This is a genomic window from Micromonospora sp. NPDC049274 (assembly GCF_040678875.1).
Classification (GTDB): Bacteria; Actinomycetota; Actinomycetes; order Mycobacteriales; family Micromonosporaceae; genus Micromonospora.
In genome coordinates this window covers 98,941-110,417 of record NZ_JBFAQS010000017.1, presented here as the reverse complement: position 1 = coordinate 110,417, position 11,477 = coordinate 98,941, and the positions used below count along the sequence as shown (strand labels likewise).

Annotated in this window: 14 protein-coding genes and 1 pseudogene; 10 read left to right on the top strand and 5 right to left on the bottom strand. The window is 74.2% G+C overall.

Going from position 1 to position 11,477, the window contains the following annotated elements:
* On the bottom strand, positions 1-185 hold a 185-nt coding region (locus AB0K10_RS26795), incomplete at its 3' end, for a hypothetical protein (protein WP_363687870.1).
* A gap of 309 nt (positions 186-494) precedes the next feature.
* On the opposite strand from AB0K10_RS26795, the gene AB0K10_RS26790 reads away from it, so the two are divergent.
* Complete coding sequence (locus AB0K10_RS26790) at positions 495-1,241, top strand: oxidoreductase (RefSeq protein WP_363687868.1); 747 nt, start codon at positions 495-497, stop codon at positions 1,239-1,241.
* Between the two features lie 225 nt (positions 1,242-1,466).
* On the opposite strand, the gene AB0K10_RS26785 is transcribed toward AB0K10_RS26790, so the two are convergent.
* Both AB0K10_RS26785 and AB0K10_RS26780 read right to left on the bottom strand, forming a co-directional pair.
* The gene (locus tag AB0K10_RS26785) at positions 1,467-2,270 is read right to left on the bottom strand and encodes an HAD-IB family hydrolase (protein ID WP_363687866.1); all 804 of its coding nucleotides are present in this window, start codon (positions 2,268-2,270) and stop codon (positions 1,467-1,469) included.
* A gap of 366 nt (positions 2,271-2,636) precedes the next feature.
* Positions 2,637-3,251 carry a DUF4240 domain-containing protein gene (locus AB0K10_RS26780; RefSeq protein ID WP_363687864.1) on the bottom strand — a complete coding sequence of 205 codons (615 nt, stop codon included), beginning with the start codon at positions 3,249-3,251 and terminating at the stop codon, positions 2,637-2,639.
* 106 nt (positions 3,252-3,357) lie between these two features.
* Here AB0K10_RS26780 and AB0K10_RS26775 point away from each other — a divergent pair, with 106 nt between their 5' ends.
* The 9 genes and pseudogenes from AB0K10_RS26775 to AB0K10_RS26735 all read left to right on the top strand — a co-directional run.
* Entirely contained in the window at positions 3,358-3,909 is a 552-nt protein-coding gene (locus AB0K10_RS26775; RefSeq protein WP_363687862.1) for a sigma-70 family RNA polymerase sigma factor, read from the top strand.
* Positions 3,909-4,910 (top strand): CU044_5270 family protein, encoded by a 1,002-nt coding sequence (locus AB0K10_RS26770; protein WP_363687860.1) that lies wholly within the window; start codon positions 3,909-3,911, stop codon positions 4,908-4,910. Before AB0K10_RS26775 ends, AB0K10_RS26770 begins: the two co-directional genes overlap by 1 nt.
* Positions 4,911-5,131: 221 nt before the next feature.
* Positions 5,132-6,235 (top strand): septum site-determining protein Ssd, encoded by a 1,104-nt coding sequence (gene ssd, locus AB0K10_RS26765; protein WP_363687858.1) that lies wholly within the window; start codon positions 5,132-5,134, stop codon positions 6,233-6,235.
* Complete coding sequence (locus tag AB0K10_RS26760) at positions 6,232-7,443, top strand: TadA family conjugal transfer-associated ATPase (protein ID WP_363687856.1); 1,212 nt, start codon at positions 6,232-6,234, stop codon at positions 7,441-7,443. Before ssd ends, AB0K10_RS26760 begins: the two co-directional genes overlap by 4 nt.
* Complete coding sequence (locus AB0K10_RS26755; protein ID WP_363687854.1) at positions 7,440-8,627, top strand: hypothetical protein; 1,188 nt, start codon at positions 7,440-7,442, stop codon at positions 8,625-8,627. The genes AB0K10_RS26760 and AB0K10_RS26755 overlap by 4 nt, the downstream gene beginning before the upstream one ends.
* Positions 8,628-8,746: 119 nt before the next feature.
* On the top strand, positions 8,747-9,310 hold the full coding sequence (locus tag AB0K10_RS26750; protein ID WP_363687942.1) for a type II secretion system F family protein: 564 nt from the start codon (positions 8,747-8,749) through the stop codon (positions 9,308-9,310).
* A gap of 22 nt (positions 9,311-9,332) precedes the next feature.
* Complete coding sequence (locus AB0K10_RS26745; RefSeq protein WP_234584142.1) at positions 9,333-9,500, top strand: DUF4244 domain-containing protein; 168 nt, start codon at positions 9,333-9,335, stop codon at positions 9,498-9,500.
* Between the two features lie 113 nt (positions 9,501-9,613).
* Positions 9,614-9,928 (top strand): TadE family type IV pilus minor pilin, encoded by a 315-nt coding sequence (locus AB0K10_RS26740; protein WP_363687852.1) that lies wholly within the window; start codon positions 9,614-9,616, stop codon positions 9,926-9,928.
* A 77-nt stretch (positions 9,929-10,005) separates the two neighbouring features.
* A pseudogene (locus tag AB0K10_RS26735) lies at positions 10,006-10,341 on the top strand (Rv3654c family TadE-like protein); the annotation flags it as partial.
* Between the two features lie 207 nt (positions 10,342-10,548).
* Here AB0K10_RS26735 and AB0K10_RS26730 read toward each other — a convergent pair.
* Both AB0K10_RS26730 and AB0K10_RS26725 read right to left on the bottom strand, forming a co-directional pair.
* Positions 10,549-11,127 (bottom strand): hypothetical protein, encoded by a 579-nt coding sequence (locus tag AB0K10_RS26730; RefSeq protein ID WP_363687850.1) that lies wholly within the window; start codon positions 11,125-11,127, stop codon positions 10,549-10,551.
* A gap of 121 nt (positions 11,128-11,248) precedes the next feature.
* Positions 11,249-11,452, bottom strand: a complete 204-nt coding sequence (locus tag AB0K10_RS26725; protein ID WP_363687848.1) for a hypothetical protein — start codon at positions 11,450-11,452, stop codon at positions 11,249-11,251.
* Between the last annotated feature and the right edge of the window lie 25 nt (positions 11,453-11,477).

Below are 11,477 nucleotides of genomic sequence, written 5' to 3'. Positions count from 1 at the left end.
GGGCCGTCCGGGCCGTCCGGGCCGTCCGGGCCGTCCGGGCCGTCCGGGCCGTCCGGGCCGTCCGGGCCGTCCGGGCCGTCCGGGCCGTCCGGGCCGTCCGGGCCGAGCGTGCACGGAGCGGCTCGGCCCTGGGCCTTGATCGACACGGGTTCGGGGAAGTCGCGGTGTCCGGGCCGGTGGGACACCCCGATTTCCCTGAACCCGTGTTGACCTTGCCGTGCGGCGGGCCGAGAGAGCGGGCCGAGGGCCGAAGGGGCGGGTCGCGGGCCGAGGCGGAGGGCCGCCGCACGGCGGTCGAGGAGCAGGGGCGGGCCGGCGCCGGGTGTCCCAAGTCGCGTTAAGGCGGGTGCGGCCCGCCGGGCAGGCCTGTGCCGGGTGGCTCGGGTCGCGTCAGGGCGGGTGCGGCCCGCCGGGCAGGCCGGTGCCGGGTGGCTCGGGTCGCGTTGCGGGCGGGTGCGGCCCGCCGGGCTGGGACGGGTCGCTAGCGTGGCGGGGTGACCACCGACCCGCTCGTCCCTCTGCTGGCGCTCGCCGACGTCGCCGCCGCCGTCGACCGGGCCCGTGAGCGCTTCGACCAGGCGCTCGGGCACCGCGCTCTGCGCCGCAACGGTGGCCAGGTCGCGGCCGAGGTCAGCCTCCGGTCGGCGGTGGCCAGCGCCGCGCTCGAAGGCGCCGTCCACGAGCGTGAAGAGGTCCGGGCCGGCACCGTCACCGACCCGGTGCTCCAGGGGGCGCTGCGGGTCGCCGGGGCGCTGCCCGGCCTGAGCGAACTCTGGCCGAAGGCCCCCCGGCAGGCACTCGCCCGGCTGCACGTCCTCGCCGCCCGCGACATCGTGACGGAGGCCGAGCTCGGCCGACCGGTGGCCGACCCGGTGGTCGCCGCCCGCCTCGACGGGCTCGCCGGTCTGGTGGCCGGCGGCACGAAGGTCTCCCCGCTGGTACTGGCCGCTGTCGTACACGGAGAGCTGTTGAACCTGCGTCCGTTCGCCGGGCCGTCCGGCGTGGTGGCGCGCGGCGCTGCCCGGCTCGTGCTTCTCGCCAGCGGCCTCGACCCGCGCGGCCTGCTCGGCGTCGACGTCGGTCACCGGGAACGGGAGCCCGAGTACGTGGGCTCGGCCGGCGCGTTCGCCACCGGCACCCCGGACGGGCTGCGCTCCTGGCTACGGCACTACATGGCGGCCGTCGAGGTCGGCGCCGACCAGCTCACCGCGATCGGCGACGAGGTCCTCGCCGCGGCCTGACCGCGACCGCGGCACGACCCGTCGGGTGAGCGCGACTTCGATCCGCCGCGTGAGCGCGGCCCGGCGGGTGAGCGCGGCTCGGCGGGTGAGCGCGGCCCGGCGGGTGAGCGCGGCCCGGCGGGTAAGCGCGGCCCGGCGGGTGAGCGCGGCCCGCTGTATGAGCGCGGCTCGCTGCATGAGCGCAGGCGCGGGCGACCGGGTGAACCGCCGACGATGCGGCGAAGGTCAGGCGGTGGCGGCGGCGCGGGTGCGGCGGTGCCGCCCGTACCAGGCGATGCCGATGGCCACGCCCACGCCGACCCCCAGGGCCGCCGCGGCCACCGGAACGGCCGGCCGCTCCCGCAGCCGGCGACCCAGCGGGATCGGATGCCGAAACTCCAGCACCGGCCAGGCGTTCTCCGAGGCCAGCTTGCGCAGCTGCCGGTCCGGGTTGACCACGCTCGGGTGACCCACGCACTCCAGCAGGGGACGATCGCTGTACGAGTCGGAGTAGGCGTACGAGTCGGCCAGGTCGTAGCCGCGCTCGGCGGCCAGCTCGCCAACCGCCTCGACCTTGCTCGGACCGGCCGCGTAGAACTCGACCTCGCCGCTGTACCGGCCGTCCCGCACCGCCATCCGGGTGGCGATCACGTCGGTGACCCCGAGCAGCTCGCCGATCGGCCGGACCATCTCCTCGCCGGACGCGGAGACCAGCACAACGTCCCGCCCGGCTGCCTGGTGCTCCGCGATCAGGATGGCAGCCTCGGCGTACACGTAGGGGTTGATCAGCTCGTGAAGCGTCTCCGCGACGATCTGGCGGACCTGGTCCACCTGCCAGCCCTTGCAGAGCGCGGCCAGGTAGTCCCGTGTTCGGGCCATGGTCTGCTCGTCGGTGCCGCCCAGCCGGAACATCAGCTGTGCGTACGCCGACTTGACCACGTCACGCCGGGTGATCAGCCCGTCCCGGTAGAACGGCCGACCGAACGCCAGGGCGCTCGACTTGGCGATGACGGTCTTGTCCAGATCGAAGAAAGCGGCACTTCGGCCCACGGCGCGAAAGTCTAGCCGGATGGTCTATCGTCGGCGGGTGCCCGGGGTCAGGCCACCCCTCGGACCTGCGGACGGGTGCCTCCAACTCCGCTCGGCGTGACCGCGGTCACAATCCGCGAGGAGATTTTCGCGCTGAGTGGAGTGAACACCACTCGACGTGACGGGTCCGCTCAGGCAGACTTGTTCGCACGACGAGCTTTCACATCCCCGAAACAGACAGACCCTCGGCGGTTGCACCCCCCGTGACCGCTGAGTGGTTCGGCTCGACCCCCCCGGAGCCGAACCGTCGACGACCCCCGTCTCCCCCCGACGGGGGTCGTCCCTTTCGCAGGGAGCGCTCCCGCACGGCACAACTGACCGCTCCTCCTACTGCAGTGCCAGTCGGCGGGCGCCAAACAGCTCGAAGAGCCGGGGCAGCCGTCTGCGCCACTCGTCCTCGTCGCTCAGGTCCCAACGCTCGTCGGCAGGCTCCGGGCTGGGCTGTTGCGGAGCAGCTGCGGCCCGCGCCGACTCGGCGGCCTCCCAGAAGGCCTCATCGTCACCCGTCAGCCGCTCGTACGCCGTCTGCGCGGCGTACTGGAGAGCCTCGTCGCCGATCCACAGCTCGCGGCCTTCTGCTGCGCTGATCTGCCGCACGGCGGGATTGTCGGCGAGCGAGTCGGGGTCACGCGCGGCCGACTCGAACGCCACTCTGCCCAGGCCGACCAGCCCTGCCTGGAAGTCGGAGAACCCGTCGTCGGACAGAAACCCGTACTCGATGATCCAGCACGCCGCGCAGACATCCCACGTGTCGACCTGGTCCACCACATCGTCGAGCACCTGGCCGAACGCCACGATGTGCGACAGCGGGAGTCGCATCAGCTCCGCGACCAGGGCCTCTGCAACAGCACTCGGCTGACCGTCACGTTGGGGCTGGTCCGCCGCCGCGCCTGCCGCCGCTCTTGCCCGATCCACGACATTCCAGAACTCCTCCACGTCCACGGCCAGGAGTGTCCCCGATGGCTGTGACAGGTTGGGGCGCGCGGTAATCGTCGGGCCTCCTGTGACACAAGCCAGAGTGAGAGTCGCCGAGGCAATGGGGGTTCGGGTGGGTCCACCGGGGAAGCGCGACGAGGGCTGGTTCACCAGCCTCTACGCCGCCGAGTACGCGCACATCGTGAGGTACGGCCTGCGCCGATTAGCCGACTTCGACGCATCGGCGGAACTCGCGCAGGAGGTCTTCGTCGTCGCGTGGCGTCGCCGCGGCGAGGTACCGGACCGCAGCCTGCCCTGGCTGTACGGGGTGGCCCGGCGCCTGCTGGCCAACCAGTGGCGGTCCCGACGCGCCGCCCCGGACCTCCTGCCGATCGCCCACGTCGACCTGACGCGGGTGACCGACCCGTCCGGCGCCGACCGGACGCTCGGGGTTGCCGACGTGCGGGCCGCGTTGGCCACCCTCAACGACCTGGATCAGGAGATCCTCCAGCTCGTTGGCTGGGAGGAGTTGACGGTGGCCGAGGCGGCCCAGGTCCTCGGCTGCACCCGCGCGACCGCGGCGGTGCGCCTGCACCGCGCCCGCCGTCGCCTCGCCGCAGCGATGTCGGACCGGCCGGCCCGCTCCCCACGCCCGATGCTGGCCGCTTCCCGAGAGGATCTGTGATGGACGGAGCGGAACGCACCCGTACCCTTCTCGGCCCTGCCGACCCGGCCCGGAACATTGTCGTCGCGCCGCCGCCGGTTCCGGCGCGGGATCTGATCGAGCGCGCCGGCGCAACCGAACCCGCAACGGGACACCGTCGCGTACACCCGACGCGCCGGTTGGTGCTGACGGCCGGGACGCTCGCCGTCGCGGCCGGTGCCGTGGCCGTCCTCCGACCGTTCGACAAGCGAACACCGGACGATCCGGGCGGACTCGGCGGTGCCGTGGGGACGCTGCTGGTGCCGGTCGCGTACCAGTTCGACGCCGACCCGCCGGCAGCCGGCCCGCAGCTACGCACGCTGGCCAGCAAGATCAAAGATGCGGAGTACGACCACCGCAGCGGGCACTACATGTACCACCACACGAAGGTGTGGGGTGATCCGGTGATGAGCTCCCCCGACGACCGTTACCACGTGGCCTTCGCCGGTGAGTCGAAGGTCTGGATGGCCGCCGACGGGACCGGCAGCCAGAGCAACACGCAGCTGGAACCGCAGTACCCCGATCAGGAGTCCCGCGACTACTGGCAGCGCAAGCTCGCGGCTCCCGAGGTGGCTGGCACTGCCGCCCCGATCCCGCTGCCCCCCATGGCGCTCACGCCGCCGCCGACCGACCCGTCGCAGCTGCGCGAACGGCTCAAGATCGAGTACGGCGCGGGGGCCGCGAGCAAGGAGGTCAGCACGCTCTACGCGAGGTACGTCTTGCCGCGGGCGACCCGAGCGGAGATCCTGCGGGTCCTCGCCGACGTGCCTGGTTTCCGCTGGCGTGGACGTGTCATCGACCGGGCCGGTCGGGCCGGTGTCGCGGTCACCGTCGACGAGCGCGAGCACGACCAGCAGTCTCTGCTGATCTTCGAACCGAAGACGGGCGAGCTGCTCGCCCACGAACTGTTGACGCTGGCGCCGGTGCGGATCAGCGCGTACCAGCTGATCCTGGACACGACCTGGACCGACCGGATCGGCTGACCGCCGACTTGTGGGGCCGCTCTCTCGAGAGCGGCCCCACCGCTTTTTCTCGGCAGCCGCGGTAGCTGTGCGGCAACCCACTCACATAGCAGATCGATCGTCTCGGCGGGCGTTGTCCACAGGCCCCGGAGTTGTCCACAGGCGAGGAATCGAGGGCGGTGTGCCGGGCCGATCGCGAGCAGGGTCGGCGGTGCATCCGATCCCGACCGCTGGAGGCCGCGATGGCACCCCGTACCTCCGTCCCGCCGATCCGACGGCTCCCGCTGGTCGTCACGGCGGACGGCGACCTGCTCGACGACCTGCTCCGGCTCGCCGCCGCCGGCGGCACCGAGGTGGAGCTCGCCGCCGACCCGGCTGCAGCCCGCACCCGCTGGGGTCCCGCGCCGCTGGTGCTGCTCGGCGCCGACCAGGCGCAGGCGTGCCTGCGTGCCCGACTGCCGAAGCGGCCCCGACTGGTGCTGGTCGGCCGGACCGGTCACCTCGATCCCGGTTGGCAGATTGCCGAGCTGATCGGCGCCGAGCACGTCGCCGCGCTGCCCGCCGCCGAGCCCTGGCTGCTGGATCGCCTCGCCGAACAGGGTCCCGAGCAGCCGGCCGGCCCGGGTGCCCGGGTCGTCGCGTTGTTCGGCGGTCGGGGCGGTGCCGGCGCGAGCGTGCTCGCCGGCGGGCTCGCCGTCACCGCGGCGCGGGCCCGACTGCGTACCCTGCTCATCGACGCCGACCCGCTCGGTGGTGGCCTCGACCTCGTGCTGGGTTGGGAGCAGCTGGAGGGGCTGCGCTGGCCGTCGCTCACCGACGCGGACGGGCGGGTGGACGCGCCCGCGCTGGTCCACGCGCTGCCCAGCCGGGGCGACCTGGTGGTGCTCTCCTGGGATCGCGGCGAGATGCTGGCACTGCCCGCCGCCGCGATGGCGGCGACCGTCGACGCCGCCCACCGTGGCCGGGACTTCGTGGTGATCGACCTGCCCCGACAGTTGGACGACGCCGCCGTGGTCGCGTTGCAGGCGGCCGACCAGGCGTTCGTCGTCGTACCGGCGGAGCTGCGCGCCACCGCTGCCGCCGCCCGGGTGGTGGCTGCGGCCGCCCCACACTGCGCCGCGCTCTCGGTGGTGGTGCGCGGGCCCGCCCCGGGCCGTCTGCGTGCCACCGAGGTGGCACGGGCACTCGGGCTTCCTCTCGCGGGCACGCTGCGCCCCGAGCCAGGGCTCTGCCGGGGCCTCGAACGCGGCGAGGCGCCGGCGGCGGCCGGAAAGGGCCCGCTCGCCACTCTCTGCCGGCGGATCGTCGCGGACCTCACCGGCGTCCCCGCCACGGGCGCGGCATGAACGGCCGCCCGGAGGAGGGCACCTTCGCGGCCCGGGTGCGGCAGCGGATCGCCGCCGCCACCGACCCGGTCACCCCGGCGGCGATCGTGTCCGCCGTACGCGCCGAGCCCACCGCTGCGGTGTTGGGCGACACCGCAGTACTCCGGATCGCCGACCGCGTGCACGACGACCTCGTCGGCGCCGGGCCACTGGCCCCACTGCTGGCCGATCCGGAGGTGACCGACGTCCTGGTCAACGGTGTCCGCGTCTGGGTCGACCGGGGCGCGGGCCTGCACCAGGTCGCGGTCCCGGTGGGCTCGGTCGAGGATGTCCGCCGGCTGGCGCAGCGCCTGATCGCCAGCGCCGGTCGGCGGCTCGACGACGGCTCCCCGTACGCCGACGCCCGGCTCCCCGACGGCACCCGACTGCACGCAGTGCTGCCGCCGGTGGCGACCGAGGGCCCCTACCTGTCCCTGCGGACGTTCCGGCACCGCCCGTTCACCCTCGACGAACTGGTGCGCCAGGGAACCGTGCCCCGACCGGTGGCGCCCCTGCTCGCCGCCGTCGTCGCGGCCCGGCTGGCGTACCTGGTCACCGGCGGCACGGGCTCGGGCAAGACCACCCTGCTCAACACACTGCTCGGGTTGGTGCCCGCCACCGAGCGGATCGTCCTGGTGGAGGACGCGGCCGAGTTGCAACCGGGGCACCCGCACGTGGTGGGGCTCCAGGCGCGTACCGCCAACGTCGAGGGGACGGGCGTGGTCGGCCTCGGCGACCTGGTCCGGCAGGCGTTGCGGATGCGCCCGGACCGGCTGGTGGTCGGGGAGTGCCGGGGCGCGGAGGTGGTCGACCTGCTGGCCGCGCTGAACACCGGCCACGACGGTGGCGCCGGCACGCTGCACGCCAACGCCCCGTCCGACGTGCCGGCCCGGCTGGAGGCGCTCGGCATGCTGGGCGGGCTGCCCCGCGCCGCGCTGCACGCCCAGGTGGTCGCCGCGCTCCAGGTGCTGCTCCAGGTACGCCGAGGGGACCGGGGTCGGGTCCTGGAGTCGATCTGCCTGCTACTTCCCGAAGGGCCGGAGCGGTTGGCCACGGTGGTGCCCGCCTGGATACGTGGACGCGGGTTGGGGCTGGCCGCGCGTACCTTCGCCGCGCTGCTGCGAGACCGTGGCGTGGCGGTGCCGCCGATCCTGAGCGAGCCGTGGCCCGGATCGGCGGGTCCGTCATGACCGGCGGGACGGTGCTGGTGGTGGGGCTGCTGCTGGCCGCCGCAGCCCTGGTGGCCTGGCCCGCGCGGACCGTTCGGGCCCGCCGCCGACGGGTGCTGGCACCGGGCCGCGGTGCCATCGGCGCTGACCCGGACGACGCCCTGGTGGAATGGATCAGGGGCCTCGCCCGCGGACCAGGTGGGCCGACCGACGAGTTCGGCGACCTGCCGGCCCCGGCCCGCCCGGGTGGCCTCTCGTACACGCCGGGAGCGTCGGCGTCCAGCGGCGGGCGAACGGCTGTCGCCTGGTCCACTCGGGACCTCGACGGCAGCACGAGCCGCCCGAGGGCGACCGGCGGCCCTGGGGGATCCACGCGACCGGCCGGCCCGGCACGTCCGCCGATCCGTCGGGATCCTCGCCGCCCTGCGGCCACTGCCCGCCCGGAAACCGAGACCCTGGAGACCGTCGAGCATCCTGGTACCAGCCTGGTCGACCCGGCGGACCACCGTCTCGGCGACCTGGCAGGCCAGCGTCTCGGCGCCCCGGCGGATCACGCTGCCGGCGGCTCCTACGCGACTCAGCCGGTACGCGTGCGTCGATCGTCCAGACGTGGGCTGCTGCTGGTTGGCCTGGTGGGGGCAGGTGTCGGTGCCGTGTCCGCTGGGCCGGTGGCCGCGGTCGCGGTGGCCGGCTACGGCACGCTGGCCATGCGTGCCCTACTTCGCTGGCGGGCGAACCGGCATGCCGAGATGGCTCGGCGGCGCGGCCTGGACCTGCTCTGCGGTCTGGCGGCCGATCTCCGGGCGGGCCTGCCCGTCCCGCCAACCATGGAGATCGCAGCCGCAGAGGGGTCGGCTGGAGCGGACCGGCTTCGGGAACTGACCTCGGCCGCCGTGCGGCTGGCGGACCGGACCGGCGCACCGCTGGCCGAGCTGATCGAGCGGATCGAGGCGGACGCCCGCGCGACCGACCGGGGCCTGGCCGCCGCAGCGGCGCAGGCGGCGGGCGCCCGTGCCACGGCCTGGTTGCTGGCGGCCCTGCCGGTCGGCGGGATCGGTCTCGGCTACGGGATCGGGGTCGATCCCTTGGCGGTGCTCCTGCACAGCACGGTCGGTGGGGTCTGCGCGATCCTCGCCGTTGCCCTACAGGTCGTCGGCCTGCTCTGGGCCGAGCGGCTGGGCGCGGCGTCGGGGCGGGCCGCCTGATGTCCTCGGTGCTCCCGGGCGGCGCGGTCGGTCGGCGCGGCTCGCCGGACCGGGACGGTTCGGGTCGCGGCGGTGTGGAGAGGCGGCGGCGACCGGACGCGATCCGGCTCGCGGCAGGGATGGCCGGGCTCGCCGTGGCGGTGGTCGTCGGGGGCTGGGTCGGGCTGCTCGGTGCGGTTCCGACAGCTGTCCTGCTGGACGTGCTGCTGCGGCGGATCGAGTCTCCGGCGGTCCGCGGTCGGCGACTCCGGGAAGCCGCCGACCTGCCACTCGCCGCTGACCTGCTGGCGGCGGCGATGCGGGCGGGTGCGCCGGTGGACCGCTCGGTGCTGGCCGTGGCCGAGGCGCTGGACGGCCCGCTCGCCAGCCGACTGGCCCGGGTCGGCCGCACCCTGCTTCTCGGCGGTGGCCCGGCCGAGGCCTGGTCGGCGTTGGAAGGGGTGCCGGGAGCGGAGCGGATGGCCGCCGCGGCATTCCGCTCGGCCAACAGCGGCGCTGCGCTGGCCGGTGCGCTGACCCGTCTCGCCGACGACCTGCGGGCCGACCGGGCTACCGCCGCCGAGGCGTCCGCCCGTCGGGCCGGCGTCCTCATCGTGCTGCCGCTGGGGCTGTGCTTCCTGCCCGCGTTCATTCTCGCCGGCCTGGTGCCGGTGATCGTCGCCGTTCTCGGCGACGTGCTCTGACCCATCGAGAAAGGAAAGACGCATGCGCAAACTCATCGCCCGACTCCGCGGCGACGACGGTATGAACACCGCCGAGTACGCCGTCGGCACGCTCGCCGCGGTGGCCTTCGCCGGGATCCTGTTGAAGGTGCTGACCTCCGGCAATGTCCAGTCGGCGCTGACCGCGGTCATCGACCGGGCGCTCAAGTGACAGGGCGCCGGCAGGTCGGCCATGCTCGGAAAACGGATCCCCCCGGGCGAGCGTGCGACGGAGGGTGTCAGGTCCACCTCGGCGGCGGCGACCGGGGGTCCTTCACCGCCGAGTTGGCGGCCGGCCTGCCGGCGCTGCTCCTGCTCCTGCTCGCCGGCCTGACCGCGGTCAACGCCGTCAGCACTCAGGCGAGTTGCCTGCACACGGCCCGGGAGGCGGCGTTGGCCGCGGCCCGGGGCGACAGCGGCGCGGACGGGGGGCGCGCGGCACCGCCGGGGGCGGAGGTGTCGGTCTCGGTCGACGGCGATCGGGTGCAGGCGACGGTCCGCGCGCCCGTCCGCGCGCTGGGCGGCCGGCTACCGCGGGTCACCGTGGTCGCCACCGCCGTCGCGGCCCTGGAACCAGGCGCCAGCGAAGGGAGTTGGTGATGCGACACCCTCGCGTTCGGTCGTGTAGGCGCGGCCCGAACGCTGAGCGACACGCTGGCGACCGGCCGGACGCGCAGCGAGGTGGCGCGACCCTGCTGCTACTCGCGTTGGGACTGGTCTTCGTGCTGGTCGGGACGTTCGGCGCGGCCGTCGCCGCAGCGGGAATGGCGGCTCAACGGGCGGCGGTGGCGGCAGATCTCGGCGCGCTGGCAGGGGCTGCCCGGGCGCTTGACGGCGACGCGGTGGCCTGCGCTGCCGCTGCGGACATCGCCCAACGCAACGCTGGCCGACTGGTGGACTGTCTCCTCGACGGGCTGGACGTGCTGGTGACCGTCGAGGTGGCGTTCACACCGCTTCCGGGCCTGACCCGGGTCGCCGCGTCGACGGCCCGTGCCGGCCCGGTGCGTGGCTGAGTCGATGGCCCGCGCCGGCCCGGTCTGCGGCTGAACAAGGACCCCGGGGAGACATCGGCCTGGCACCGGTGTCGCGAGGTTGCGGGTTGCGCCGATGGACTGCGCTGGGCTGGCCCGACGACCGGGCTGGTCCGACCGCAGCCGGCTGGCCGGGACAGGGCAGCGCCCTGTCCCGGCCAGCGGCCGAGAGGGTGTGAGGCGGGTGCGTCAGCGGGCCTGGAGCGCGTCGAGGGCGACGGCCATCGCGATGACGAGACGGCGGTCGATCTGCGGGTTCTGCACCTCGACGACGTACTTGTCGCGCAGGCCCCACTTCTTCACCACGGAGAAGACCGGCTGGCCGCCGGCGGTGAAGTCGAAGTGGTACGGCAGCCAGGACAGCGAGTCGACGAACCGGCGCAGCAGCGCCACCGGCAGGCTGCGCTCCTGGCCCGTCACCTGCGGCAGGCCGGCCTGCTCGACGTGCCAGGTGGAGCGCAGCAGGGACTGGGCGAAGTCCTTGCGGAACAGGCCGATCGCGTTGCCGGCCGCGTCGGTGACGTCGTAGGTGGCGCCGAGGTCGATGCGCTGGCGGGCCTTGAAGCCGAGCAGGGGCTGCTGCTTGGAGTCGTCGGTGTAGATCGTCACCTGCTCCTTGAAGGCGAGCCGCTTCTGCTGGGCGAACGCCAGCAGCTCACCTTCCGTGCCGTCCGGCGCCACCGCCCGGACCTCGTACTGGTTGACCATCATCCGCAGCCGCTGGCGGATGTGGAACTGATTCAGGGTCTGCAAGTTGTCGAGCTGCATCTGTTCTCCTCAGGGGGGATGGTGCGCCGGAGTCTCGCACAGCCGGGCAACCGCTGCCCGCCTGTGCCCCGGCGCTCCCACCCCCGACCGGCCCGCCCCGCCCGACCGGCCCCGACGACCGTCAGCGGCCGTCCACGGTCACGCGTAACGCCCAGGTGTTGAGCACCTGGTGGATGCTGCGCAGCCGCTCGTTGATCTGCTCCAGGCGTTCCGCCTGAGCCAGGGCGGCCAGCGCGGCCCCGAGTGCGATCTGCTGGTCGAGGGTGAGTTGGTCCTGGTCGATGGTGTAGAGCAGGTCGACGGTCTCGGCGATCGTGTCGGCCACGGCTTCTCCTCGGGCGCGGGGGCGA

What these genes read in the sequence shown, in the direction of transcription:
- AB0K10_RS26745 (WP_234584142.1), top strand. Translation starts at nt 9,333, where the DNA reads ATGCGCAAACTCATCGCCCGACTCCGCGGCGACGACGGTATGAACACC.
- ssd (WP_363687858.1), top strand. Translation starts at nt 5,132, where the DNA reads ATGGCACCCCGTACCTCCGTCCCGCCGATCCGACGGCTCCCGCTGGTC.
- AB0K10_RS26750 (WP_363687942.1), top strand. Translation starts at nt 8,747, where the DNA reads ATGGCCGGGCTCGCCGTGGCGGTGGTCGTCGGGGGCTGGGTCGGGCTG.
- AB0K10_RS26760 (WP_363687856.1), top strand. Translation starts at nt 6,232, where the DNA reads ATGAACGGCCGCCCGGAGGAGGGCACCTTCGCGGCCCGGGTGCGGCAG.
- AB0K10_RS26770 (WP_363687860.1), top strand. Translation starts at nt 3,909, where the DNA reads ATGGACGGAGCGGAACGCACCCGTACCCTTCTCGGCCCTGCCGACCCG.
- AB0K10_RS26730 (WP_363687850.1), bottom strand. Translation starts at nt 11,127, where the DNA reads ATGCAGCTCGACAACTTGCAGACCCTGAATCAGTTCCACATCCGCCAG.
- AB0K10_RS26755 (WP_363687854.1), top strand. Translation starts at nt 7,440, where the DNA reads ATGACCGGCGGGACGGTGCTGGTGGTGGGGCTGCTGCTGGCCGCCGCA.